The organism is Thermoleptolyngbya oregonensis NK1-22, from assembly GCF_032705245.1.
Classification (GTDB): domain Bacteria; phylum Cyanobacteriota; class Cyanobacteriia; order Elainellales; family Elainellaceae; genus Thermoleptolyngbya; species Thermoleptolyngbya sichuanensis.
In genome coordinates this window covers 506,245-532,411 of sequence record NZ_CP053540.1, presented here as the reverse complement: position 1 = coordinate 532,411, position 26,167 = coordinate 506,245, and the positions used below count along the sequence as shown (strand labels likewise).

Annotated in this window: 22 protein-coding genes and 1 tRNA gene; 15 read left to right on the top strand and 8 right to left on the bottom strand. The window is 57.4% G+C overall.

Features of this window, described 5'->3' with window-relative positions; all coding sequences use genetic code 11:
• Positions 1–196: 196 nt before the first annotated feature.
• Positions 197–1,312 (top strand): calcium/proton exchanger, encoded by a 1,116-nt coding sequence (gene cax, locus HNI00_RS02290; RefSeq protein WP_316790309.1) that lies wholly within the window; start codon positions 197–199, stop codon positions 1,310–1,312.
• Positions 1,313–1,317: 5 nt separating this feature from the next.
• Here the strand turns inward: cax and HNI00_RS02285 are convergent, their stop codons facing one another.
• Positions 1,318–1,986 (bottom strand): ABC transporter permease, encoded by a 669-nt coding sequence (locus HNI00_RS02285; RefSeq protein ID WP_316790307.1) that lies wholly within the window; start codon positions 1,984–1,986, stop codon positions 1,318–1,320.
• Positions 1,987–2,671: 685 nt separating this feature from the next.
• Here HNI00_RS02285 and HNI00_RS02280 point away from each other — a divergent pair.
• On the top strand, positions 2,672–4,186 hold the full coding sequence (locus HNI00_RS02280; protein WP_420156280.1) for an alpha-amylase: 1,515 nt from the start codon (positions 2,672–2,674) through the stop codon (positions 4,184–4,186).
• Positions 4,187–5,241: 1,055 nt separating this feature from the next.
• On the opposite strand, the gene HNI00_RS02275 is transcribed toward HNI00_RS02280, so the two are convergent.
• The 3 genes from HNI00_RS02275 to HNI00_RS02265 all read right to left on the bottom strand — a co-directional run bounded on the left by HNI00_RS02275 (position 5,242) and on the right by HNI00_RS02265 (position 7,140).
• Positions 5,242–5,314: transfer RNA gene (locus HNI00_RS02275), tRNA-Ala, on the bottom strand.
• A gap of 141 nt (positions 5,315–5,455) precedes the next feature.
• Positions 5,456–6,817, bottom strand: coding sequence for a pentapeptide repeat-containing protein (locus tag HNI00_RS02270; RefSeq protein ID WP_316790303.1), 1,362 nt, complete (start codon positions 6,815–6,817; stop codon positions 5,456–5,458).
• Positions 6,818–6,942: 125 nt separating this feature from the next.
• Complete coding sequence (locus tag HNI00_RS02265; RefSeq protein ID WP_172358684.1) at positions 6,943–7,140, bottom strand: hypothetical protein; 198 nt, start codon at positions 7,138–7,140, stop codon at positions 6,943–6,945.
• A gap of 478 nt (positions 7,141–7,618) precedes the next feature.
• Here HNI00_RS02265 and HNI00_RS02260 point away from each other — a divergent pair, with 478 nt between their 5' ends.
• From HNI00_RS02260 to HNI00_RS02245, 4 genes are all read left to right on the top strand, one after another.
• Positions 7,619–10,030 carry a CapA family protein gene (locus tag HNI00_RS02260; RefSeq protein ID WP_316790300.1) on the top strand — a complete coding sequence of 804 codons (2,412 nt, stop codon included), beginning with the start codon at positions 7,619–7,621 and terminating at the stop codon, positions 10,028–10,030.
• A 156-nt stretch (positions 10,031–10,186) separates the two neighbouring features.
• On the top strand, positions 10,187–11,632 hold the full coding sequence (locus HNI00_RS02255; RefSeq protein WP_316790298.1) for a carotenoid oxygenase family protein: 1,446 nt from the start codon (positions 10,187–10,189) through the stop codon (positions 11,630–11,632).
• Between the two features lie 113 nt (positions 11,633–11,745).
• Positions 11,746–12,321: a DUF3038 domain-containing protein gene (locus HNI00_RS02250; RefSeq protein ID WP_297078049.1), complete on the top strand. Its 576-nt coding sequence runs from the start codon at positions 11,746–11,748 to the stop codon at positions 12,319–12,321.
• A gap of 60 nt (positions 12,322–12,381) precedes the next feature.
• The gene (locus tag HNI00_RS02245) at positions 12,382–13,851 is read left to right on the top strand and encodes a DUF4335 domain-containing protein (RefSeq protein ID WP_316790294.1); all 1,470 of its coding nucleotides are present in this window, start codon (positions 12,382–12,384) and stop codon (positions 13,849–13,851) included.
• 208 nt (positions 13,852–14,059) lie between these two features.
• Here the strand turns inward: HNI00_RS02245 and HNI00_RS02240 are convergent, their stop codons facing one another.
• Positions 14,060–14,347, bottom strand: a complete 288-nt coding sequence (locus HNI00_RS02240) for a YggT family protein (protein ID WP_205370874.1) — start codon at positions 14,345–14,347, stop codon at positions 14,060–14,062.
• Positions 14,348–14,643: 296 nt separating this feature from the next.
• Between HNI00_RS02240 and psbX the strand changes: the two genes are divergently transcribed.
• The 4 genes from psbX to HNI00_RS02220 all read left to right on the top strand — a co-directional run bounded on the left by psbX (position 14,644) and on the right by HNI00_RS02220 (position 17,844).
• Positions 14,644–14,763 (top strand): photosystem II reaction center protein PsbX, encoded by a 120-nt coding sequence (psbX, locus tag HNI00_RS02235; protein WP_015188284.1) that lies wholly within the window; start codon positions 14,644–14,646, stop codon positions 14,761–14,763.
• Positions 14,764–15,105: 342 nt separating this feature from the next.
• On the top strand, positions 15,106–16,056 hold the full coding sequence (locus HNI00_RS02230) for a Ycf66 family protein (protein WP_316790291.1): 951 nt from the start codon (positions 15,106–15,108) through the stop codon (positions 16,054–16,056).
• Positions 16,057–16,216: 160 nt separating this feature from the next.
• Complete coding sequence (locus tag HNI00_RS02225) at positions 16,217–16,780, top strand: TolB family protein (RefSeq protein ID WP_316790290.1); 564 nt, start codon at positions 16,217–16,219, stop codon at positions 16,778–16,780.
• 131 nt (positions 16,781–16,911) lie between these two features.
• Positions 16,912–17,844 (top strand): TolB family protein, encoded by a 933-nt coding sequence (locus tag HNI00_RS02220; RefSeq protein ID WP_316790288.1) that lies wholly within the window; start codon positions 16,912–16,914, stop codon positions 17,842–17,844.
• On the opposite strand, the gene HNI00_RS02215 is transcribed toward HNI00_RS02220, so the two are convergent.
• On the bottom strand, positions 17,841–18,008 hold the full coding sequence (locus tag HNI00_RS02215) for a hypothetical protein (RefSeq protein WP_316790287.1): 168 nt from the start codon (positions 18,006–18,008) through the stop codon (positions 17,841–17,843). The genes HNI00_RS02220 and HNI00_RS02215 overlap by 4 nt on opposite strands.
• 155 nt (positions 18,009–18,163) lie before the next feature.
• On the opposite strand from HNI00_RS02215, the gene HNI00_RS02210 reads away from it, so the two are divergent.
• A complete protein-coding gene (locus HNI00_RS02210) occupies positions 18,164–19,621 on the top strand; it encodes a trypsin-like peptidase domain-containing protein (protein WP_316790285.1) in 1,458 nt (485 codons plus the stop codon).
• 16 nt (positions 19,622–19,637) lie between these two features.
• Here HNI00_RS02210 and HNI00_RS02205 read toward each other — a convergent pair whose 3' ends face one another.
• Entirely contained in the window at positions 19,638–19,826 is a 189-nt protein-coding gene (locus HNI00_RS02205) for a chlorophyll a/b-binding protein (protein WP_068508548.1), read from the bottom strand.
• A 208-nt stretch (positions 19,827–20,034) separates the two neighbouring features.
• The gene (locus HNI00_RS02200) at positions 20,035–21,105 is read right to left on the bottom strand and encodes a succinate dehydrogenase/fumarate reductase iron-sulfur subunit (RefSeq protein WP_316790283.1); all 1,071 of its coding nucleotides are present in this window, start codon (positions 21,103–21,105) and stop codon (positions 20,035–20,037) included.
• Positions 21,106–22,710: 1,605 nt separating this feature from the next.
• Here HNI00_RS02200 and HNI00_RS02195 point away from each other — a divergent pair.
• From HNI00_RS02195 to HNI00_RS02180, 4 genes are all read left to right on the top strand, one after another.
• On the top strand, positions 22,711–23,109 hold the full coding sequence (locus HNI00_RS02195) for an AbrB family transcriptional regulator (protein ID WP_172358677.1): 399 nt from the start codon (positions 22,711–22,713) through the stop codon (positions 23,107–23,109).
• Positions 23,110–23,117: 8 nt separating this feature from the next.
• Positions 23,118–23,984 (top strand): CPBP family intramembrane glutamic endopeptidase, encoded by an 867-nt coding sequence (locus HNI00_RS02190; protein WP_316790281.1) that lies wholly within the window; start codon positions 23,118–23,120, stop codon positions 23,982–23,984.
• Positions 23,985–24,255: 271 nt separating this feature from the next.
• Positions 24,256–25,671 (top strand): ammonium transporter, encoded by a 1,416-nt coding sequence (locus HNI00_RS02185; RefSeq protein WP_316790279.1) that lies wholly within the window; start codon positions 24,256–24,258, stop codon positions 25,669–25,671.
• A gap of 22 nt (positions 25,672–25,693) precedes the next feature.
• Complete coding sequence (locus HNI00_RS02180; protein WP_316790278.1) at positions 25,694–26,122, top strand: hypothetical protein; 429 nt, start codon at positions 25,694–25,696, stop codon at positions 26,120–26,122.
• The last annotated feature ends 45 nt before the right edge of the window (positions 26,123–26,167 follow it).

Sequence of the window (26,167 nt, the reverse complement as noted above, 5' to 3'; positions counted from 1 at the left end):
GAGAACAAGTTCAGTCATGGTTTAATCACGATTTGCTTGCCACGGTTTGCCACAGTTTGTTCGCTACGGTTTGCTCGCGCCTTGAGTGTGGCCTAGTGCCGTGGCTGAATGTCGCTTAATTGGGTCGGGCGATCGCCCTTTTATCTCTTGTTATCTCTCTTGTTATCCTTTGTCAAAAGCCGTCCAGGACGCTTGCATGAGTACTAAAAATTTAATCTTTTCAGTTTTGCTCATTTTCGTGCCAATCTCGCTGCTCTCGCATTATGTGTTTCATTGGGGAGAACTGGTGCAATTTGCGCTGGCGTGCCTGGCCATTTTGCCGCTGGCAGCCTGGATGGGCACGGCGACAGAAGAACTGGCGGTGGTGGTGGGGCCATCGCTAGGCGGCTTGCTGAATGCAACGTTTGGCAATGCAGCAGAATTAATTATTGCGATCGCCGCCTTGCGGTCTGGTCTCGTAGAAGTCGTCAAAGCCAGCCTCACGGGTTCGATTATTGGCAACCTGCTCCTAGTCATGGGGCTATCTATGCTGCTGGGCGGACTGCGATACAAAGAGCAAAGCTTTCAGCCCGTGGTGGCCCGCGTCAACGCTTCTGCTATGAACCTAGCAGTGATTGCGCTGTTGCTGCCGACCGCCGTCAATGCCACCTCAGCCGGGATAGACGAACCACTGATGCAAAAGCTGTCGGTTGCCGTCGCCATTGTGCTGATTTTGGTATACGTGCTAACGCTGCTGTTTTCGATGAAAACCCACAGCTATTTGCACGATGTCGGTGTGGCAGAACTGGAGACCGATGAATCCTCCGCATCGGATGAACACAGCGACCACAAGCCCAACCCGGTGCTGTGGACGGCGGTGCTGCTGGGCGCAACAACCTTCATCGCGCTGGAATCAGAAATTTTGGTGGGGTCGCTGGAGGTGGCAACCAGCAAGCTGGGACTGACGGAATTGTTTACAGGCGTGATTTTGCTGCCGATTATTGGCAACGCCGCCGAGAACGTGGCAGCGGTCGTCGTGGCCATCAAAAACAAGATGGACTTGTCCGTTTCCGTGTCGCTGGGGGCCAGTATGCAGGTTGCCCTATTTGTCGCGCCAATCCTGGTGCTGGCGGGGCTGATTTTGCATCAGCCGATGGATTTAAACTTCAACCCGTTTGAGGTCGTCGCGGTGGCCGTGGCTGTGCTGATCGCCAACTCGATTAGCTCCGATGGCAAGTCCAACTGGCTGGAAGGCGTGCTGCTGCTGGCGACCTACGCCATTCTCGGCATCGCCTTTTTCTATCATCCGGTGATCGAAGCAGCCGTGAGCTAAGGGGCCTAGTTCCGAACCCCGAACCCTGCTTTCAGCCGCCCGATGCGGCGCTGGAGTCGGCGCGTGGGGCTGGTGGCCCATTCCAGCGAGAGCAGTAGGGCGTTGATGGCAAAGGCCAGCAGGGAAACGGCGATCGCCCCTGCCCAAATCTTGTCGTAGCGGCTCTGGGCAATGCCGTCGAACAGCAGCGTCCCCAGGCCGCCCGCACCAAACTTTGCACCAATGGTCGCAATGGCGATCGCCACAATAGCCGCCAGCCGCAGCCCCGCCAGAAAAATTGGCAAGATCAGCGGTACCTGCACCCGCCACCAGCGCTGCCAGGGACTCATACCCATACCCCGCGCTGCCTCCAGCACCGACGGCTTGATCCCCTCCAGCCCTACGACCAGGTTTCGCACCAATATCACCTGCGTATACAGCACCATCGCCACAATGACCGACCGCGCATTTAGCCCAAACACAGGCACCAGAAAGATAATCAGCGCCAGACTCGGAATCGTATACAAAATGCCCAATCCACCCAACACAGGCACCGACAGCCAACGATAGCGCGTTACTAGGAGCGCCACGGGTAGGGCAACCAGAACGGCGATCGCCAGCGCTGCCAGCGTCATCTGCAAATGCTCCAGCGTCAGGTTCCAGATTAGGCTTGGGTTCCGCAGCAGATAGAGCATCAGGAGTTGGAAGGAAGAGTTGGGAGTGAGGGAGACGAGCCGATGATATAACGAAAGGCACCGGGAAAAGGGCGTATTGGAGTGTTGGAATATTGGAGAATATCGGAGAAGATTGGCAGCCGCTTCCCTGCCTCTCCCGTCCCACCCCCCGCACCGTGCTGACCATCACAACCGACAGACTCCGGCTCACGATAGTATTCTCTAACCCTGTTCGAGGATGTTTGAAAAGTCCTACTGTTTGTAGCAAAGCGTGCAAGATCCCCCTAAATCCCCCTTAAAAAGGGGGACTTTAAGGCGGTTTCCCCCCTTTTTAAGGGGGGCTAAGGGGGGATCTCTGAGTGCTTAACATTACAGGCGATACCTTTTCAAACACCCTCTTAGAGCGTTTCCAAAGCCAGTAAGGTTTGTGGGGAGTCACGCAACTCCATTATTCTTTTAGCCTAGCGCTTACCTCACCCCGCAAGGAAATGCCGCATCTAAACTGCCCCTTTCGCAGAGGTTCATACCGGGATGCCCTATGAGTAACAACACATTTCAGCAACTCCGTGAACGGTTTAAGGCTCTGGGTACGCAGCTTAGCAAGGAGATTCTCGAAGAAGCCAAGCGCTCCGTCATCGATTGGCTAAACCAGAACGCTGCGGAGCTATCCCATAAAAACCCCAGCACCGAGTACAACGGGGTTTTCATGCAATATTTCCACTGGTATTTGCCACCCGACGGCACCCTCTGGAAAACGCTGCGACAAGACGCAGGGGCGATCGCCAAAGCGGGCTTTACGGCGCTCTGGCTGCCGCCAGCCTACAAAGCAAACGGCGGCGGCTACGATGTCGGCTATGGCGTATACGACCTGTTTGACCTGGGTGAGTTTGACCAGAAAGGCAGCATCCGCACCAAATACGGCACAAAAGACGAATACCTGGCCGCCGTCAAAGCAGCCAAAGAGGCCGGACTGCAAATCTACGCCGATGTCGTGTTTAACCACAAAATGGGCGGCGATGCAGAAGAAGAGGTGGAAGCTGTGCCCGTAGATTCTGACAACCGCTTGGCGGCCGTCGGCGGCGTTGAAAAAATTAAAGTGTGGACACAGTTCGACTTTCCCGGTCGGGGGGACAAATACTCCAGCATGAAGTGGCGCTGGTGGCACTTCGACTCGGTGGATCACAACATGTATCAGCCAGGGCGCTATCAGATCTATCGCTTTAAGGACAAAAACTTCCAAGACAAAGTAGAGCTAGCTCACGGCAACTACGACTATCTCATGGGCTGCGACCTGGACATGACCCACCCAGAAGTGCGCGGCGAACTCAAGTACTGGGGCGAGTGGACGCTGGACACCGTAGGCGTAGACGGCTTCCGCCTAGACGCAATCAAGCACATCCACGGCGACTTTTTCAACGACTGGCTAGATCATCTGGAAGCCTACGCCAAGCGCAGCCTCTTTGCTGTGGGTGAATATTGGACCAAAGACCTGGGTACGCTGCACTGGTATCTTGCCAATACCGAAGGTCGGCTCTCGCTGTTTGACGTGCCGCTGCACTATAACTTTTACGAAGCGAGCAAGGCGGGCGGCTATTACGACATGCGGAAGATCTTGGACAACACCTTAATGCAGCAGGTGCCGCTGCTGGCTGCCACCTTTGTAGACAATCACGATACGCAGCCGCTCCAGGCGCTAGAATCTCCTGTTGAAAACTGGTTCAAGCCGCTGGCCTACGCACTGATCTTGCTGCGGGCGGAGGGCTATCCCTGTGTGTTTTATGCCGACTACTACGGTGCCCATTACACAGACAAAGGGCGCGACGGCAACGAGTATGAAATCTGGATGGATTGCCACAAAGACATCCTGGATAAGCTGCTGTTTGCCCGCAAGCACTTTGCCTACGGCGAGCAGTATACCTATTTTGACCATGAAGACGTAATCGGCTGGACTCGTCTAGGCAATGAAGCGCATCCCCGCGCCCTGGCCGTAATCATGAGCGATGGCCCAAGTGGCAGCAAATGGATGGAAGTGGGCAAGCCCAATGCCGTGTTTTACGACATTACCGAACATGTGAAAGAGCCAGTGCAGACGAATGCGGATGGCTGGGGCGAGTTTCGCTGCAACGGTGGGTCAGTGTCGGTGTGGGTGCAGGCGGATTCGCTGGTGGATAAGGTATCGACTCTGCTAGCAAACTTGGGACTGATCTCGTCAGGGAGCTAAGCTAAGGGGCGATCGCTGCGGATGTAGCCTTTGCGAATGCAACCTTAATGAAGGCAGCCCCGATTTGGGTTGCTTAGAGGGTGTTTGAAAAGGTATCGTCTGTAATGTTAAGCACTCAGAGATCCCCCCTAGCCCCCCTTAAAAAGGGGGGAAACTGCCTTAAAGTCCCCCTTTTTAAGGGGGATTTAGGGGGATCTTGCACGCTTTGCTACAAACAGTAGGACTTTTCAAACATCCTCTTAGGGCCGCAGCGGCCGCAGCGATCGCCACCGAGCAAATATAGAAATAGCAAATATCAAAGCACGTAAAAGGGGACTAGACATTTGCGACTAGTCCCCTTTTTCTGGATTCAACTTAACTTGAACACTGAACCAAATTGAACGGTTCCAATTGAACTTGAACTCGATTTGAACTTGGATCTCGATCAGATGATCGGATCAAAACTGAATGAACTCTCCTAGCTGAACAGCATCAGCCACTAGTTGAAAACTATACGAAGTAGTTGTCAGTGAAGCTCAGTTCGATTTACTAAGGGTTGACCAGAAGCCATCACAAAGCTCCTGCCTATTAGACTTTCACCCAACCTCTATAGAAGGTGTTGAAGCTACGGAGTGACATTGACTTGCTGCTGACCTTCGGACTGTAGATAGCGGTCTAGCAACTTGAAATGTACGACTCGCTCTGACTATAGGTGTAAAGACTAATCGCATCGAGTGTGATGCCGGAGATTAAGCCGGAGGCACAACGCTCATCTCCAAAAAGTTTGGTTTCTCTGGGTTCTTAACCAGATTTGTGCCTGCATTTAAACTAACACTAACCTATTTGGATTTGGAAGCCCTTTTACCAAAGTTGAAATCGGTTTACATCGCTCAACATCTTGGTGACAAAGCGAAAGGGAAGGCAGAACGAACCGGGCAACCCCAGGCAGGGGGCGATCGCCCACCAGTCTTCCCCTATGCCTCCAAGCCCCATGCCTCCAAGTCCTCCTGCAAAACGCCTCTGAATCGGCCATGCAGCAGTCTTGGGATTGCGTTTCGGGAATTGCGTTTCGGGAATGGAGAGTAGGGAACTCGAATCCCTGGCCTCTGCGGTGCGATCGCAGCGCTCTACCAACTGAGCTAACTCCCCGACAGGCATCATTCGTATTGACGCTTTGCTATTTTAGCAGGGAAGCAGGGAGGTAAAGATCTTCTCAAAAAATCTGGAGCCTCAAAAAATCTGCCGCTTGAGCGCGGAGGGCGATCGCCCCGGTTTCAGTCCCCCTTGCTGCTAGCGGGCCGCATCCAGCAGATTGGGAATCCCTTCGCAGCCACCGGGAATCGTAGCGCGGGTTTTTTCGCCGCCCCAGGCGCAGCAATACCATCGCAATTCCTCAGACATGCGGGTGGCATTGGTGAAATCGGCATCTTCGATTACTGCGCCCGTGTAGGCTCCTGTCGCGTAGTCGGGCGGGTGCGTGCGGCTGCGGGGGGTGGCAGTTTTGGCAGAGCCGTAGAAGAATCGGGTGCTTTGCAAGTCTGCTCCTGCCAAACTCGCTTCGCAGAGAATGGTTCGGGAAAAGTTTGCCTTTACCAAGTCACAATCGCTGAGGTTGGCGCGGATTAGGTTTGCGTCACTGAGATCGGTCCAGCGCAGGTCAGTGCCCGCCAAGTTCGCCCCCGCCAGCATCACCCCCAAATCAATCACGCGCACGCCAAAGGTGCGGTCTTCTTCGTAGCCGCCTGCCCCATCCAGGATGGCGCGGCCCAGCAGGCGATCGCGCTTTAACGGGGTCAACAGGCGCGATCGCGATAGAAACCGAATCACCTTGGCTTTGCCGCCCGCATCAACGCTGCTGAGAATCGCGGCGGTGCGTCCAGCGGCGATCGCCCGCTCCTGGGGCCAATCTTCCAGCAGACCTTCAGAGTCCAGCACCAGTTCAGAGATGCCCTGAAAGTAGGAGTCGATAGTCTGCTGCTGGGTGATTAGGTTTTGCTGAATCGTCAGGTCTTTGGAAATCACATACTGCCGCCAGGCCACATAGACCGCAATCACAGCGATTAAGATCTGCCCGATCGCTCCAAAAACCTCGCCCAGCGCACCCACGGCATCCCAATCTAGCTGCGCCGCCCAGGCACTCATCCAGGTTCCCAGAGGGCTAAACCGCACTAGCCCGACCAGCCCAACACTCAGCCCTACCAGAGCGATCGCCAACACCTGCTGTCGAGCCGACAGCATTTCTCGAAAGACCGCATAGAGATCTTCCCAAACCACCTGCACCGACAGCAGCAGCGCCACTAGCGACCCCACAATGCCCAGCCAGCCCAGGTTAAAGACGAGTCCCACTAGCGTTACGGCGATCGCCACAGCCAGCGCGATCAGCACAGGCTTTTGCTGTCCGGCGGGCAGCGCTTCTAGCTCCTCAGCCCGCATGGGGGCGTATTGATTGCCCCGGTCAACTGTGATTAGCCCGCGCTCTCTGGGACTGGCCAGCCGTGTGACCGGGCGGGGGAGCTTGGCCACCTCGTCTTCATCGTTGCTGGCAGCAGAAGCAAGAGAAACCGTCAAATCAGGCGCAGCATCGGACGATAGAGGACGCTCTGGCGGGCGCGGCGGTGAGTTGGGGTCGGGCATCGGGGACATCGGAGGCATCAAGGCGATCGCAGCTAAAACTTACCGCAGATTCTAGACGCAAACACCAAGGCACGGCGTATCGCTCGCGCTAAAACCGCTCTGGAGGCAGCGCCAGGAGTCTGCCAGAACTGGATGGGCGATCGCTACAGCCCCGGCGGTGCAACAGATTCCGGCGCTTCCCGCTGCACTCGCCCCTGCTGCACGGCACTATGGAGCAGTTGTAGCGCTTTCAGGTCTACTTCGCTCTGCAACTGGCTATTCAGCAATTGGCGAATCAAGCCTTCGGATTCGACGCTCAAGCAGCCAGTCTGGAGCGCGGAGCGGACGAGCCGATCAATCATAGAACCACGGTTAGCCATGACGAGTTCTGGGTAGCTGAGTAGGGGGACTTGGGGGACTCTGAGCGCAACCTGACGTGAAACTTGACATGAAGTCTGACAATGGCTTGAGCGCAACGACCCAAGCGACCCGTCTGAAAGACCTATCTAATCTAAGCAATGGGTCTAAGCGCAACTGCACTGGTGCATGACTGGTGCATGACTGGTGCATTTCACCAAAATCTTTAGAAGTCGGAAAATCTATTCTTAAGTATTTAATGTTAAGGACTTCCGTATTTCTTGGCTTGACGGCGATCGCTCCTAACCCGTGATGCTAAACGCAGACTATGGGTGATATTGATCACAGACAAAATTCGTTAAGTTTCCGCTTCTTTCGATACACTGTGGGTACTCTTGTTCGATGAGACAAGCGATCTGCTAAACCGGGCTTCGGTCGGCGCGGCGGGCGGTTATTTGGTTGAACCCTCAAAGATGTTTTGAAATGGCTATGGACTTGGATACCTTCTCTCAACCGTCTGTATTGCAACTGGCGCGGGCCGGAGATTTTCGGGCGATCGCCTACTGGTTGAACACCTACCTTGTGCCGCAAAATATCTACGCCCGTGTCGCGCTGGATCGGCCCGGCTGGCTGCTGGTGATGGTGGAGTTTTTCCGAGAGCCAGAGCGCGATCGCCTCAATCGCTTCATTTGCAGCCGCCTCGTCCGGCTCAACTCCAGCTTGATCGAAGGCGTGCGCGTGCTGGGGCGCGTCATGGGGTCTGCCGATATCCGCTGGGATCAGTCCTTTCGGCTGGCCGCTGCGCCCGCGCCAAATCCAGCACCCCCGCTGGCAAGTGCGCCGCGCCGCCGAACTCAGCGACAACCGATGGGGCGATCGCCACGCCGCGCATCTTCTTCGCGCCGCCGAACTCTTGCCCCCGTGCAGCCTACCCCTGTGCAGCCTGCCCCAGTGCAGGTCGCAGAACGTCTGGCGGCACGGCCTGTTCGCCCGCGTCGTCCGGCAACCGTTCCCCCAAACGCGCTGGTGGTTCATCCTAGTCGCGCAGTCCGCTCGCACCGCCGCAAGGCTGCTCAGCGTCGGCCGCTCCGTCCCGTCGAAGTAACGCTGCCACGGCTGGCGCTGCCCGCTGTTCATCTTCCAGCCGTGCAAATTCCAGCCGTTCACATTCCAACGGTTCAAATTCCGCCCATTTCGGTAGAAATGCCCCGCATGGACTGGCCGACGGTGACGCTGACCCTGCCCGACTGGCAGGCGTGGGGTCTGGCCACTGTGCAAACCTTCGATGCGGCAATGGATGCCACGGTGCAGGCGTTTAACACCACAGTCGATCGGCTGCTGGACACGGCAGAGCGGGTCAGCCCGTCTCAGGTCGGCCGCATGGCAACCACAGCCGCCGCCGTCTTTTTAGTGGGCTGTGGGGTAGAACTGATGCGGCGACTCGATCCGGTGTCCCTGCTGACGGGCACGCCCACAATCGCCACGCCCACCGGTCGGATTCCCGTGCTGCGGCCCGCGTCTGACCTGTCTACCGTGCCCGACCCTACCACAGTAACGCTGGCCTTCAGCAGCGAGTCGCCTTTCCGCGTGCCCCCGCTGCATGGCCCCGTGCCAGACGCGGCTCCTACGCCCTATCCCTATCCCGATGTGCTGCTGACGCGGCTCGATCCGCCTGTGTTGGAAGATATCGCGGCGGAACCGTTGCCCTTGCCCAATGCGGGGCTGACGATGGTGAATGTGGCAGCGGTGAATGCGGCGGCGGGAAATCGCGTTGCGGGAACCGGGTCGGCAGATACGCCTGCTGCTCAGATTAGGCAGACGATTCAAACCCTAGAGCAGCAGGGGCTACGTCCGGTCGGTGCGGGGCGAAACCGCCGCGAAGCCCGCCAGCCCGAAATTGTAGAGGTGCGGGGCAAGCGCATTGCCTACCTGGGCTACAGCGATTCAGACTTGCAGGCGGCGAGCTTCTGGCGGGCGGGGACTAATCCGGCGCTGGAGGAGCAAATCGCCGAAGATATTGACGCGATTCGCAGCCAGGTCGATTGGGTGGTCGTGAACTATCGTTGGGGCGAGGCGTTGGCTAGCTTTCCGAGCGATCGCCAGATGCGGCTCTGTCGGTTTGCGATTGACCACGGTGCGGATCTCGTTGTGGGCTATCATCCCACCGTGCTGCAAGGGGCAGAGATCTACAAGGGACGGGCGATCGCCTACTCCCTGGGGGACTTTGTTTTTCAGCCAGAAAATCCCGACAAATCTACGAGTACCGAGCCAGCCGACTATGACACCGCCATGCTGAAGGTGTCGCTGCGGGAAGAACAGATGCGGCTGGAGTTTTTGCCCGTGCAGGTGAAGCAAAACAAAGCGGCGATCGCCCCCGCCGAGAGAGGCCAAGACATTCTGCGCTACCTAGAGCAAGCCTCGGCCCTGTTTGACCAGCCGCTCAAGACACCGATTATTCTGGATCGTCAGGCTCCCCTCCCGGCATCTCCTGACGCTTCGCCCTCTGACGCACCCGCCAAGTCCTTCACCGACACGCCCGCCGATCCGGGTCATGCACCTGGCGATAGCTTTATCGACTATTCCACCGAGGAACCCCTCTCGCCCACCATCTTGCCCAGCGGAGCCGAGGCATCTCCAACCCACAAAGCGCCCGAACCTGCGAAGGCAATTTCCAGCCCCACCGCTCAGCCAAACGTGACTCCGCCCATGACTCCGGCAACCCCTGCTGAAGGGGCGATCGCCCCAGTTGAAGCGCCTGTTCCTGCGGCGGATGCCAACCTGAGCGAACCCGCCCCAGACGCAGCGCCAGCCGCGATTGGGGATGATCCAGATGACGCGCCTGCGGATTCAGCGGACTCAGCGGACTTAGTGGAGAAACCCTGGGTTGAATACTAAAAATACTAAAGGAAATACTAAAGGGGAATCTCCGTAGAGAATGATCGAGGGAGGGCATCATCAAGGGCAATAGCGGGCGATCGCCCGTTGGACAGCCTGCCAGTCGCCCCGTATCCCACGAGTACGCTACGCTATCGCTAGCAGCCTTCAGCGATTATGCGTTCCGTTTCTCCCAGTCTCCACTCCCCGACCTCCTCACCCGCCTGGGCCGCAGCGGTTCTGCACACGGCCCAGGAATTTTTGCCCACGCCTCTGCCCGTTCTGGAGGGGCGGGTTCCTGGCGGCCTGCAAGGTACGCTCTATCGAAACGGGCCCGGGCGGTTGGAGCGCGGCGGGCAGCGCATGGGACACTGGTTCGACGGCGATGGCGCGATTCTGGCGGTGCGGTTTGCCAAGGGCGCGGCTACGGCCACCTATCGCTATGTGCAAACGGCGGGCTATCGGGCAGAAGAAGCGGCGGGACGGCTGCTGTTTGGGAATTATGGCATGACCCCGCCAGGGCCGCTGTGGACTCGATTTGGCAAGCTGCCCAAAAACGTGGCGAATACCTCTGTGCTGGCGCTGGGCGATCGCCTCTTGGCGCTGTGGGAAGCCGGACTGCCCCACGCGCTCGACCTGGAAACCCTGGAAACCCTCGGCGCGGAGAACCTCCACGGACTGGACGGGCTGCCCTTTTCGGCCCATCCCAAGCGCGACGGCTGCACGGGAGAAATTTTTAACTTTGGCGTGTCCTTTGGGCGCAGCGCCGTGCTAAATCTCTATCGCTGTGCAGCGGATGGCACGGTGAGGCGGCGGGCGGCGATTCCGCTAGAGGGCATTCCGCTGGTGCATGACTTTGTGCTGGCGGGACGATACCTCGTGTTTTTGGTGAATCCGGTGCGGATTAGGGCGCTGCCGCTGTTGCTGAATCTACAAAGCGCCAGCGATGCCTTTGCCTGGAAGCCAGAGCTAGGGACACAGATTTGGATTTTTGACCGGGAACGCTTGAGCCTGATCAGCCGGGGCGAGGCGGAACCCTGGTTTCAGTGGCACTTGGGCAACGGCGCAGAAACGGCAGCGGGAGAAATCCTGCTGAATCTGGTGCGCTATCCCGATTTTTCAACGAATCAGTTCCTCAAGGAAGTCGCCACAGGCTGCACCACCACCCGCACCACGGGCACCCTATGGGAACTGCGCCTCGATCCACAGTCCGCCAAAGTGTTGGGCATGAGCGCCGTGGTGGAGCGGGGCTGCGAGTTTCCCACCGTTGCACCCAAAGACGTAGGGCAGCCCTGGCAGCACACCTACCTCACGGTTCACCTGCCGAAAGCGGAGGAGCAAGGAGAGCTATTTGGGGCGATCGCCCGCTATGACCACACCACCGACACGCTCACCGTCGCCGCCGCCGGGCCCCGTCGCTACGTCGTGGAGCCAATTTTTGCGCCCGATCCAGAGCATCCCACTCAGGGCTGGCTGCTGACGGTGGTCTACGATGGCGATCGCCACCAGAGCGAGGTTTGGATCTACACGGGCGATCGCCTAGAAGCAGGCCCTATCTGTCGGCTGGGGCTGCCCAGCATCATCCCCATCGGCTTCCACGGCACTTGGCGATCGGCAGCCTGATCCTCCAGCCAACGCGATACGATTGGAGGGAACTCGACCGCTGATCCTGCGCGTCTGGTTTCAAGACCTGTAACCGAGTCTCCTTCGCGTTACGCCTGCCTTAGTCTAGACTTATGCCGCCGACCACCAAGCCCCGCGCCTCTGTGCAGGACGCGCTGCCCCTAGCCAACCAGCCCGACCCCGCCCAGCTAGACAGCATCAAGGCTCAGCTTGACCTAGTGCTGCTGGCGTTGGAGGCACTGGCGGGCATTGGCTCCGACGCGATGCTCCAGGCAGCAGACACGCTCGGCTTGACAGAAGCCATTGCCGATCGGGTGGCGCTGTGGCGGCTGCGCCAATCCAGCCCGCTGCGGAAGGGGCAAGGGCGCAAACGAATGGACGTGGACGAAGCGCGATCGCTCGTGCTGATCATCTGCCACCTGGCCCAGCAGCACCAGGAACTCATCCGTCGGGCTGTCACGCTGCTAGAGCAACTCACCGAGCAGGGCCGCGAACCGCACCAAACCGCGCTCCTGGGCGACTACCTCGACACCTTCCACAACACCTATCAGGAGCGGATGGACGACGATGCGGCAACCCCCGACCAGCTCACCTACCTCGCCCTCAAACTGCTGATCGACCTGCTGTTTTATAGCACCCCGCATGGGGCCCGGCGGCTGTGGATGGCGCTGATTGACCGAGCCAAGTGAACCTCAGAGCCGTCCCTGATTTTCCTGCGAACCCTTGATCCCTCACTTCCAACGCCTAACATGCCACCTGCCGTTCTCCGACGATACACCCCCCCGACCTGCACGCTAGAAGTGCGGGCCACTGGGTCGGCGCTGTCGCGCTGGACTGATCAGACGGTCATGAAAAACGTGCGGTTCAATCTGCGGTTTGACGATCCGCGTCGCCCGACGGAGCAGCAAGTAGAGGTTCAGGGCGATCGCCGTCAGCTAGAAGCGCTGCACGCAACCGTCAGCGAATACGTGGCGCGTCTGCTGGGTTCCGATGCAGGGTTGGCGGATGAGGCGCTGCTGCGGCTGGCCCCAGAGCGATCGCCCCTCGTCGCAGCGGTCGCCCAAGGCCTGCCGGAGGACAAGACCCCAGCCCAGGGTCTTGAAATCGTCAATCGCGACGGGGTAGACCTACGGGTTGGCGCAGAAGACATCCAGCTAAAGCCGCTAGGTCTGCTGGCCCATGAACTGCATCTAGGGACGCTGGCGGCGGGTGCAGCGGTAAACACGGTTCGCCTCAGCACGACGCAGTTGGTAGATTTGGCAGAGGCGCTAGATGCCTATACGGCCGAAGCGATGGCGGTAGATTTGCCCTATGCTGCGGGAACGAGGCGATCGCCCGAATGGCTGCGGGTGGCTGCGGTGGCTGTGCTGGCTGTCGGGGTAACGGGCAGCATTGCCAAGTTTGTGATGGACGTGAACGCACCGCCCAGCGCGACGGTTGCCACAGAAAACGCAGAGCCATCGGAACTGAGCGCAAACCAGCCCGCGCCAGAAGCTTACAGCACCACAACGCTCCCTGAGGCAACCGCGCAGGTTCCTAGCCCCGCCGCGCTGCCCAGCCCGCCGTCGATCCCCACCATTCCGCCAGGAGACACCCTGCCGCTGCCCACTCCGCCTGCCGGAGCCGCTCCCGGACAAGCCACCCTCCCACAGCCTATACCTGCACCCCAGGCAGCCCCAGTCCGCCCGCCAGCAGTCCCAGCCGCGCCGCCCCAGGTAATTCCCCAGCCACCTACCCAGCGTCCGGCGGCGGCTCCTGCTCCAGTGCTGCTTCCCGAAGATCCCGCCGCCATGGCGCGAACCGGGGATTCGCCTGACCCAACCGTGATGGGGCTACCGGGAGAACATGCAGAAACCGCTGGCGGCTCCTTTGCCGCCGACTCGGCCCGACCCGACGCAGCGATGCGTTCTGCCCCGTCCCGTCTGGCCACGGGCAGCATTCCCCAGGTTGGCGAAGCGCAGCAATACTTTCAGTCTCGCTGGCAGCCGCCGGAAAATCTGAACCGGGCGCTGGAATATCGCGTGATTGTCGCTGCAAACGGCGTGGTGCAGCAAGTTGTTCCTCTGGGCGAAGCAGCAGGCATTTACCTCGATCGCTCTGGAATGCCGCTGATGGGCGAAACGTTGGTGTCACCCCTGCCCACAGGTCGCCGCGCCACGCTGCGGGTGGTGCTGTATCCCGATGGGCGAGTGCAGACCTTGCTGGAAGGCATAGAGTAGGGGGCGACCGTAGGGGCAACAGGCAACAAGAACGCGAGGGAGAAGACACACAATTCCTCTCGTTGCATTAGTCCCGCTCTAAATTCTTAATAGGTTGGGACTTACGCAGTTGGACGAGTTCTCGCGGGCGCAGACCACGAGAACTCGTCCAAAACCCGGAAAGCTTGATTGCAAGTGCATAAGTCCTAGTAGGTGTCTTATAGATGTCCTAATAGGTAAGCATGGTTAATAAGCCCTGCTGCCCCAGGAGCAGTTCGCGGAGTAGACTAAAAATGCCAACCCAGATGATGGGGGAAATATCAACCCCTCCAAAGGGTTTGACGATTTTGCGGGTGGGCGCAAGGAAGGGTTCCGTTGGCAGTGCCACTAGCTTAAACGGCATTTGGGTCAGGTCGATCTGGGGATACCAGGTGAGGACAATGCGAAAAATGCAGAGGAGAATCATCAGCCCCAGCCCCAGGCTCAATGCCAAAGAAGCGATCGCCACCGAAGTCATAGCTCAACCCGCCCGTATTTGCTAAACGGCTAACCAGGATTTCTGAGAGACAGGCTCCCAAACCCCAAATTTCTGAGAAAAGTTCAGACAAAACTGTTACATTTAGCAACCCTCTCGCCTCTCATTTTACGTTGAGCCTGTGCCCGTTGGCCGACTGTCTTACTGTAATTTTGGGGGCGATCGCCCCCCTTCAGTAGCCTCACCCAAAATCCTTTCCCGCGAAACGCTTCTCAAGCGGTTAACCGACCGATAGAATTGTTTATAACAAAGTCGCCAAGCTTTAAGGTTAAATACCCATGACTCCCTCTTTGATGAACTTCTTCTACAGCCTGCTGGCTGGTCTCCTGATTGTGGTCGTTCCCGCAACCGTGGGTCTCATCTTTATCAGCCAGAAAGATAAAATTCAGCGATCCTAGTGTAATTCGGGCAACTCTATGATTCGGGAAACTCTGAGGCTATCCCTGAGACTGCCGATGGGCTCCCTGTGACAAGTTCTGCTTGTGCGCTCCTAACTCAGCGCAGTGCAGAATCAAAAGACTTCTGGGCGAGCAAGTCTCGCCCAAATCTGTATTAATGGGGCTAGCATAAAAGTTAAACGTTTTAGACAAGCGTTTTAGACAAGCGGGCTAAGGCAAGCTAGACGAGCGCTTTGAACATAGCTGCCCGCGGGCGCAGTGACAGGTGCAGTGGTACTTTTCTTGACAAATCGTTAGGATGAGAGTCGCTAGGGTTAGGGCAGATTAAGGGAGAAACTATAAATGTTGGTGGATTTCGGACACGCTGCGACGGGGATGGCCAGTGCCGCCTGGATGCAGCCCCAACCCGTTCTGGCACAGGTGGTGTTTGGCGGCAATCCGGCTGCCTTTCTGGGAATTGCTCTGGCAGTCGGTGGCGCTGGACTCTACTTCTTGCGAAACTTTCGCCCGCAGGTTGCCCGCGACCAGGATATCGCGCTGTCCGCTGTGTCGCTCTTGTGTGGAACGATCCTGATGTTCCAGGGCTGGCGACTCGACCCAATTCTGACCTTCGGCTTTTACTTGATGGCCGGTGCAGCCACGGCTTTTGCCCTGGAAACGCTGCGCCTGCGGGGGGCGACGACCGAGCAAGCCAAGCGCTTTGGCGGAGGCGGGCAAATTGTGGATGATGAACGTCCGGTTAGCCGCGTCTATCGCGCTGAGCTAGACGAATTGGGCGCAGTGGATGAGCGTCCGGCCAGCCGACGCATCCGAGCCAGCCGCGACTATCGCACTGAGCCAACGGAAGATTACGGCAGCAGCAGCCGTCGCCCCGCCATTCGCGGCAGTGCTGATCGCTCCAGTTCTTCTAGCCGTCGTCGCCGCAGTCCCGGAGAGACTCGCCCGCCTGTCCGCCCAGAGCGCGATGCCTGGGATGACGACTATAGCGCTTCGTCCTATGGGCGCGATCGCTCTTGGGAAGAACCGTCTACCGATTACAGCGGCAATTATTCTTCTGACTACGCTTCCGGCTATTCTGCCAGCGACTATGGCAGTGACTATGCTTCGAGCCGTAGCAGTTCTCGGTCGAGCAGTCGAGACTCTGGCTCCCGCCCCCGCCGCCCTCGCTCGGTAGAGGATGTTAATGCTCGCTGGGAAGATGACGAGCCTGCACGCCCCTCGGCTGATTATGTCGATTATCAGCCGGTGGATTATTCCGATGACGAGGCAGACAACTCTTCTAATTTTGACTAGGGCTTGGATTAAGGCTTGGATTAAGGCTTGGACTGGGGCCTGCCGCTGGAGGTGGCACTGGGGCTGGCGCAAGTTCTGGAAGTCGCTGCGTCTTAGCTGGGCAGGGTTCATGCCCTTTAGGCGGTCACTGGGCTGGAGATTTTGTCAGATCACAGCCCGATTGCGACTTTTTTATCAGGCGATCGCCCGCCGTGCTGCCGCTCGCTCCGTGCTTTCGGTTCTGGCGCTGCTTCTGCTGGGTCTGAACACCGCTTGCAGTCGGGCGATCGCTGTCCAGCCAGAGCGCTCTGAACCTCCCGTGCCGCTCAATAGCCGCTACACTGACGAACAGCCCGCCCTCAGCGGCAATGGGCAGTATGTGGCCTTTGTCTCGAACCGCAAGGGCGATCGCGGCATCCTGCTCTACGACCTGAAGCGGCAGCAGTTTGTCGATTTGCCCCGGCTCAATCGCTGGGATGCCGTCGCCGAACATCCCAGCCTCAGCAATACCGCCCGCTACATTGTCTACGTTGCCAGTGGCAGCGGCCGCCCAGAGGTGGAGCTATACGATCGCGTCACTAAACAGGCTCAGGTACTAACCTCTGGCTATCGGGGCTGGGTGCGAAACCCCAGCATCAGCCCCGACGGTCGCTACGTCGCTTTTGAGCTAGGGCGCGACGGTAAATGGACGATCCAGGTGCTAGATCGGGGCCCCGGCATCGAGCCAGACTTGCTGGACGGCTGACTGTGCTATGCGGACTCCTTGCCCCTGGCTGAATTCGCTCCGATGTGCGCTAGAACTGGAACAATGGAACTAGACGCAGCAGGGCAAGACCCATTGCAGCGGCCAATGTTCGATAAGCCTGGGTTGATGTTGTGAGATACCTCCGATGGGTGCTGGCGATCGCCCTGCTGTTGCTGCTAGGCGGCTGCACCTACCCCCACCTGCTGAACCTACCGTCCGATGCCAGCGGGCAGACCCTCAACAGTCCCTTTGCCCAGCAGGAACCGCAGCTATCGGGAGATTATCTCGTCTTCGTTTCCGACCGCAACGGCAGCCAGGATGTCTATCTCTACGACCTGCCGCATCGTCGCTTGGTGGATCTGCCCGGACTCAACGCCATCGACATGGCCGCAGAACATCCCGGCGTTTCGGCAGATGGACGGTTTATCGTGTTTGCGGCCAGTCGCCAGGGGCGACAAGATATTTATCTCTACGATCGCCAGATTCAGTATCGCCGCAATCTGACAGACGGACTCAATGCCAGCGTCCGCAACCCCAGCATCAGCGCCGATGGGCAGCGCATCGCCTACGAATCCAACGCCAGCGGCCACTGGGACATCGTGCTGTGTGATCGCGCTGGCAAGCCCCTCGATTTATCTGCAACCCCTCTGGATACCGCCTCACCGGATGAAAAATCGCCGGGTGAAAAATCGCCAGGTGGAAAATCGCCGGGTGAGAAGCTCACTAAAGCAAACCCGGAGCGTGAGGTATCGCCCGCTTTTCCGCTGCCGCTTGAGCCGCCACCCACAAATGCCCCAGCGGTTGACTCGGCTCTGCCAAATCTTGCCCCATCAGCCGCAGAGCCGCAAGCGTCTGACGAGACTGCACCCAGTCCGGCGATCGCCCCGCCGCCTACGCTCTCTCCAAACTCTCAATCTCCACACTCTCAAATCGACACGACTGTAACGCTTCCTGAAGCCATTGGGTTAACCGGACAACAGTCTGAAGCCGTCGAAGAATGGGACAATGAAGCACCTCGCAAGGGCGATCGCCCCCAGTCCGCAGGGACAAATCTGCTTCCCTAATCCCAGACATCTTCAGACATCTTCTGTGCTTTTGCCGTTTCCAGATGACGAGTTCGCGGGTTGTTGTCAAAATAGGAACCATAGCTAGTAGAACCCTGGCAAGGGCGATCGCCAAATTCTGAGTCGCCAAACCTTGAGTCGCCAAACCCTGAGTCGCTAGACACTTGTTCAGATCTGTGCCATCACGCAGCGTCATTGACGCACCGCGCTGATAGCCGGAATGGTTCCTGTCATCGGTCTTCGCACCGAACCGTCTTCACCACTGCTTGAAACGGCTTAAAACACTGTCTGCTTTTGCACTGCATTTCCTCTCCTCACCATGAGCTATTTCTTGAGCTATTTCTTGTTGCGCCAAGTCACCTCCGGTCTGCTCGCCTTCGGCACCTTGGGTAGCGTCTTGCTGGCTGATGTAATCGTTCCCGCTCCCACCAGATTCGGAACTCGTGGGGTCGCCCAGGCGCAAGACATCGAAGAAGTCAACGTCCGGGTCTATCGACAGGCCAGCCCTGCGGTCGTCTCCATCCAGACGCAAACTGGCACGGGCAGCGGCAGCATCATTAGCCCAGACGGATTGATTCTCACAAATGCCCATGTGGTGAGCAATGCTCGGCAGGTGCGCGTGATTTTGGCAGACGGGCGGCGGCTCGATGGCGAAGTTATTGCGTTTGCAGAGGGCGGGCTGGATTTGGCGGCAGTGCGCGTGCGGGCGCAAAATTTGCCGACGATTCCCCTAGCCACCCCTGGCTCTGTAGAAGTCGGGCAGCGGGCCTTTGCAATTGGCACCCCCTTCGGGCAGTTTCAGGGCACCTTTACAACGGGCATTGTCAGCCGTTTGGATACCAATCGGGGACTAATTCAGACGGATGCCGCGATTAATCCTGGCAACTCTGGTGGACCCTTGCTCAACAGCCAGGGGCAAATGATTGGAGTCAACTCGGCAATTTTTTCGCCACGAGGCACATCGGGCAATACGGGCATTGGATTCGCAATCTCGATGGATCGGGTGCAGCCGTTTTTGGTGGCCGTGCGAGAAGGCCGGGCCCCGCGCACCGCGCAGCAGGCTCCCCAACTGGGCGGCGGCCCAACCGCCCGACGGATTACGCTGAATGGCGCTCCGGTTCAGGGGGTATTGTCATCGAGCAGCGGTGTGTTGTCTTCCGACAGCAGCTTCTTCAACGCCTACACGTTTCAAGGACAGGCGGGGCAGGAAGTGACGATTGAAATGACGAGCCGCGAGGTGAATCCATATTTGATTTTGCTGCGCCCTGATGGCAGCGACCTGGCTCAAGATAATGACAGCGGGGGCGATCGCAACGCTCGGTTAACTGCTGTCCTGCCGGAAACAGGGCTATACACCATCCTGGCGAACACCTTTGAAGCCGGGGAAACCGGCCGCTATCGCCTCAGCGCGGTTACCGGCGCTGGCCCAGGCACAGCCACCGCCCCCAACCCCAATTCCCGTATCCTACTCCGGGTTGAGGGTTCCCTGGGCCCCAACTCGCTGGTTTGGGCAGAAGACAATAGCCTGTATCAGGAGTATGCGCTGGATGGACAGGCCGGACAAACCGTGACTATCACGATGGAGAGCATTGAGTTTGACACGTACCTGATCCTGCTAGATGCCAACGGCCGAGTCGTCGGGCAAAACGATGACGAATCTCCCAGCAGCACAAACTCTCGTCTGACGGTAACGCTGCCGCGCACAGGCACCTATCGCATCATTGCCAATGCTTACGATCGCAACGGGCGGGGACGCTACGTGCTGACGGTTCGCTAAGGATTTGCCCCAGGGATCAGCGCAGCCCAATCCATGTAAAAAAGTCCTGCCGAGTAAATAGCTCCAGCAGCAGCAGCGCCACAAAGCCAATCATGGCAAAGCGGCCGTTGATCTGCTCGGCATAGCGCGTCCAGCCAAATGCTGGCTCTGGCTGCGGCACTGGGTCGAGTGCAGGTGGATTGGGCTTGGGGGTTTCAGTTGTCATAGCGAATTCAAAGCAAAAGAAATCAAAAGAAATAGTTCAAAAAACGGCAGGACTTACGCACTTGCGATAAGTTTTCTGGGTTTTGGACGATTTCTCAAGGTCGCAGCCCGCGAGAAGTCGTCCAACTGCGTAAGTCCTAAACGGTTCAAGAATAGTTCAAGAATAGAACGAGTGGCAGGCTTAGATTCAGGCTTGGATTCAGACAGGCCTAGCTCTGAGGCGAGCGACTGGGCTTAGAGGCGGACTCGATGGACTGAACTGCTTCGATGAGCGATCGCACTTCGCCCGTACCCTCCGACGGCTCGAACCGCAGCGGCAATTTGCCCCGCACCAGCATCCGCAGCCCCAGCGGGCCAAGGCTGGCCAGCCCTTGCAAATCGCGGAACGAATTGCCGACTACCTCCAGTCCAAAGCGTCGTTCATCGATCCAGCCGCCCTGTTTCACCAAATCCACAAGCACCTTGCGATGGCGCACCGATCGGCTGGCGCTGGCATCCTTTCGATCGAGAATTTCCTGCTTAATCTTACTGATCTGATCCAGCGGCGCAACCTCCATCGGGCAGACGGAATTGCAGTAATAGCAGCGAGTGCAGGCCCATACGCCAGATTCGGGCTGGTTGTAGTCCTCTAGCCGGGTTTCGGTTTGGGCATCGCGAGAGTCGGCCACCATGCGATAGGCCTTGGCCAGGGCGTGGGGCCCTACAAAGTCTGGGTTGACCTCGCGGGCATTGCACTCGGAATAGCACGCGCCACAGAGAATACAGTTTCCTGTTTGATTGAGGCGATCGCGCTCCTCTGGTGTTTGCAAAAACTCGCGTTCAGGAACCTGTCGTCCCGCCGTGCTGACATAGGGATCGACTGCCTCCAGCCCGTCCCAAAAGCCCCGCATATCCACAACGAGGTCCTTAATCACAGGCATATTGCCCATTGGCGCAATGTGAAACGTAGGGATGTCCTCTGGCGCTGCCGTTGCCTGGTTTTCATGACCCTTTTGCTCAGCAGGGCGAGCGCCCATAGCCGCAATTGCTTGCAGCCGAGCTATCTCGCTGCCGACACTCTCTTTGCAGGCCAGGGCCGAGCGTCCGTTGATTCGCATCGAACAACTGCCACAGATCGTATTTCGACAGTTTTTGCGGAAGGCAAGCCCTCCATCCTGTTCCCACTTAATGCGGTTCAGGCAGTCAAGAATCGTATTGCCAGGATCCACCTCTAGCTCGTAGGTGGCACTGTAGGGAGCCGAGTTTTCGTCTTGTCGCAGAATTTTGAATTGGACACGCATGGGCTGTGAGTTGCGAGTAAGCGGGGAAATAGCGTCAGTTAAATCCTAGAAATTACCAGAAATTACCAAACAACACGGAGTAGCAAAGAACTTGCGAAACGAAAGGTAACAACGGCAGCAGCTCGATACTTTTAGGCGTGTAGTTTCAAGGATGCAGAAGGAACTCACGGGAGCGTTTTGCCTACGGGCTATCCTGCTCAGAAATTCAGAGAACGTGTCTTAGTTCTCCTGCCACTATCCTAGTCTGGAACGAGAGATCCTGACTGAGCTGAAGCTGGACTTAAGGTCTGCCTCAGGTTTACTCCAATCCCTGCTCAATACCCACCTGCTCTGGGAATGCATCTAAAAACCGCCGAGGGCAGAGGGGCAGTACTACACCAACGGCTCAAGAATGCAAGCAGAAAATGCAAGCGATCGCCTAATTTACCCTGCTTTCAGCACCCAGGGATACCAATTGTTAAACCGATCCGCTGCTAGGTTGATGAAATTTAGGGACAGGTTCAAATGCCACGTTGGGGAATAACTCTGCTGCTGAGGAGGGTAGATAATACTTGTAGAAAAATTGCGACCTAATCCGGGCGATCGCCCAGATACTTGCCTGACCTAGTTCATATTTACTTGGTGTTTTCTTAGTCTTCATCATTTGTCAATCCTGCAAATAGGCTATCTCGTCAATGCCAGCAGTCTTTGATCAGCATAAGAACTTTCCAGTATTTCTTGATTTCTAGGGATTCAACCGCATTCACAGGTGAATTCCGCATTGTTTGGGTTGATTGGGCAATGATTGAGCAATGCTAGATCGCGAGATTTAGTTCACAAGGCAAGCCGCGCTTTACCTCAATCCAAAATTCTAGTAAATTGAAAAACTGAGAGTTCTGCCTATGTCAATCTGGCTCCAAGCTTGTAAAGCAGTCCCGGAATTTTTTATAAAACCTTGACCTTTTATTAATGCTTTAAATTGGGTAAAGCCTAAGGCTATAATTTGGGATATGCAGTTCAAGCCACGCTCCCATTTTGTTTTGATGTTTTTCATGTTTGGTTTGGTCTGAAGCGTTGGGAGGCTAGATTGAGTGCCGTAGTCCTATGATCAATGGTGCTGAGCAGATAGTTCTCAGGTAATTCTCAGGAGATCGCTGCCCAGAGTAGTTTGATGAGATCAGCCCTTAGGAGGCAAGTCAAGATAGGTTGAGTCTTCTCCAGCGATCAAGGGAATTGCTCTATCTCTATCAGGCTGAATCTTCTGGGTTCTGGATGGCACGCAGGATAGCTTGTATCCTCAATGCTTTGGTGGTCAAGCTTGTGAAAAATGTCGTCGAGCAAAGTGCGTCTGGCTCTAGCTACAACGCCATTGAGAGCTTTCAAGCCTGATACGGAGTCCCTTTCAATCTGTGCTTGAAAACCTCTCTACCGCCAGATCTTTTCTAGAGCGTTTTGGTTGGTCGGGGTGCGGTGGACTGGGTTCAAAATGTCAGATCTGCGCCACGCCAAACAAAGCGTCTCCACAAAATTTCTCAAGGGCGATCGCCCACGGCAGGTTTAAGTCCATCTCATGTTCGAGCCGTTTTTGAACATAGTCGTCTTGGAATAGAGGATGCTCTAAACGCAATGACAGAAATCGCGACATCTCCATTGACTGGAAAGGCGCTGCTTCAGAAGCTAAAAGAAATTTCGCATCTCAAGGCGCGAGAAAAAGCTATTCAGTGCGGCTATCAGACCGTCGGCAAAAATCAGCAGACTCGCGTTAACATGGCGGCTTTTTATGAGGCTTTGCTGGCAGCCCGAGGAATTTCCCTAGAAACCGGATCAGATCGAGACGGGCGCGGGCGAGAGCCGACCTATCGCGTCAGTGTCCACAAAAATGGACAGATTGTCATCGGTTCCACCTACACCGACAAAATGGGTCTGAAGCCCGGTGATGAGTTTGAAATTAAGCTGGGTTACAAGCACATTCATCTCATTCAAATCGACCGCGACAAGGACGGTGAAGACTCGGATGAAGAATAGTGCTGCTTATGTTTTTTGATCTCAAGTTTGATGTCGAACTGTTGGCGCTGCTGAACTTTGGTGAGGCGGCGCTCTTTTTTGCAATGTGGATAGGGTTGGGGCTGCCGATTTTGCTGCCGATGGCGATCGCCCTCCAGTGGCAGCCTGGTAAACCGATTGCACCCGCCCAAAAAATTCCGCTGCTGCTGGGGCTATACCTGCTGGCTCCGGCAGCGCTGTGGGCCGTTGGGCAGGTAAGTCCTCGACTTTCGACCCGCAGCGGCTTCGGCATCTATGGTCTGGCCTGGAGCGAACCACTGTGGCAAGGGCTAGGACTGGGGCTATTGGTGGCGATCGCAGGGGTTGGACTATGGCTGGGGGTGCAGGTGGCGACGGGCTGGGGCTGCTGGCAAACTAAGCCGCTGAGCCGCAGCGCCAGCCGATCTCTAATTGCCGTGGCGCTGCTGGGGCTGGCCGTGGGGCTGGTGGAGGAACTGGTCTTTCGCGGATTTTTGCCGCTGGTGCTGGGCTTTGATCTGGGACCGCTGGTGGCTGTGGCGATCGCCAACCTGCTGTTTGCCCTGCTGCATCTGGTTTGGGACGGGCGGGCAACCGTGCCGCAACTGCCTGGGCTGCTGGTCATGGGGCTGGTCCTCAGCGGAGCCTGCTGGGTCGCTGGAGGAAACCTAGGACTGGCGTGGGGGCTACATGCAGGCTGGATCATGGCGATCGCCAGCCTGGAGATTCTAGGCGCTCTAGAACCGACCGGACGAGTTCCCGCCTGGATCACAGGGCTGGATGGCAAACCGCTGGCCGGGGCGCTGGGACTGCTGCTGATGCTGGGAACGGCGATCGCCCTTGCGGTCATCTTCCAGAACCCGGTTACGGATGGTTAACTGCAATACATTTGTCAAGACGGGCTGACTTTAATATTCGCTTCATATCAGGATGCTGACCCCTGCATCGTCGGCTGCGTGCCATCGTCATCAGCCCGCGCAGGTGTTTAACAAGAGCAGCCCTGAATCTAGCTGAGTCTTTTCCTGCCTCCTCACAAGCCTCTGGTTCCTCTGGCTAATCTTCACTAATCGCCGTTGCTAGCTATTTTCATTGCTAGCCATTTTCATTTTCAATAGCCTGCCGTTGACTCGTAATTCCACCTCCTAACCCATGTCACCCGAAGCACAAGAATTCCTCGGAACATTTGCCTCAGAGACGTTTTACTACTGGGCATCTGTGTTTATGCTGCTGATCCACGCCGGATTCCTCGCCTACGAGGGCGGCGCATCGCGCACCAAAAACGTCCTGGCCACGATGGTCAAAAACCTGCTGACGCTTGCCAGCGTTGGGCTTGCCTTTTTCTTCTTTGGCTGGTGGGTGTATAACGCCTTCCCATTGTTCCCCGTGACGGGCGGCATTCTCGGCCCCTGGACAAACCCTGAGCAAAGCGAAACGATCCAGTCCGCAATGGAACTGGTCGAAGCGTCCTACCCCTGGTCACCAGCCCTAGCTCCCAACACCGGAGATCATCTAACAGGGGTCTTCTTCTTTGCCTTTGCGCTATTCGCCATGACCACAGCTTCCATCTTGTCAGGAGCGCTGATCGAGCGGGTCAAGGTGGGCGCGTACTTGGTGCTGTCTGTCGTGTTGGGCGCGTTTACCTGGGTGGTCGGGGCGGCCTGGGGCTGGAACCCCTTCGGCTGGTTTGTGACTAACCTCGGCTATCACGATTTCGGCTGCTCGGCGATCGTCCACGGCATTTCGGGCTTCTTTGCTCTGGGCGTGCTGATTAACCTGGGGCCGCGGGTCGGCAAGTATGACGAAGCGGGCAACCCGCGCCCCATCTTGCCCCACAACCTGCCGCTGACGATGGTGGGGCTGATGCTGATTTTTGTGGGATTCTACGCGTTCTTGGCGGCTTGCGTCATCTTTTTGCCCGGATACACAGGCGAGACAACGATCTACGGCACGCCGATGACGCTGGCCTCGATCGGCGTGAACACTACCTTGGCGCTGGCCGCAGGACTGGTCGGAGCCTACATTTCCTCTAGGAGTGAGCCTTTCTTCACGATCTCCGGCGGACTGGCAGGCATCATTACCGTGGGTGCAGGGCTGGATCTGTACCACCCGGCGCTGGTGATTGTGCTGGCTTTCGCGGGCGCATTTCTGATGCCCAAGGTGATTGTGGCAATCGAGAAGGCAGGCATTGATGATGCCGTGGGCGCAGTCGGGGTTCACGGCGTTTGCGGCTTGCTGGGAGCAGTGCTGACGGGCATCTTTGCTGCGGGCTATCCCCAAGGAGCCGACATTCCGCCGATCAATTTTGTTGGACAACTGATCGGAGCGCTGGTGTCTGTGGTGCTGCTGGGCTTTATCCCAGGCTACGGCGTAAGCTGGCTGCTGAAGCGGTTTAACCTATTGCGGGTGTCGCGGGAAGAGGAGGTGATGGGTCTAGACATTGCCGATCTGGGCATTGAAGGCTATCCCGAATATCCCACCATGACGCTGATTTCCAGCATTACTAAGGGGGTTGGGGGCAATGGCACACCCCAGGCTCCGACCTCTTCTGAGTTGGCGATGGATTAGGTTTAGACAGGAGATACACCCCATGAGTAGCCCGTTTTCTACATTTGAAGAGTTTTCCGCCGCAAAGGGCCCGATCTATACCTTTGCCAATAGCCCTGGCGTGATCACGTTTCTCATTTTGCTGAGCGCATTGATTTCGCTCTATTTTCTTTACGCCTCCTTTGGCATGAAGAATGAGTTTGCCAAGCCGACGGACGAGACGGGGGCGATCGCCCTGCTGGTTGCCACGGGTGTCTCGGCCCTGCTGAGCCTTGTGCCGGGATACAGCCCCAGCCAGCGCCTTGAGGCGAATGACTTGCGTCCGACGGCGGCTAGGGTTCAAGCCAGCCCAAGAGCCACGCTGCCCGGTGTGCTGATGGGTCTGGCCAGCATGACGGGTCTGGCGACCGGTCGGAACAGGCAGCGCTCCAGACGGCGGCCGGCTCGGTCGATGCGTCGCCGCCAGGGTTAATCGATAGGCGGTCTCTGGGTTGAAATCCTGCCAGGTTGTGACGAA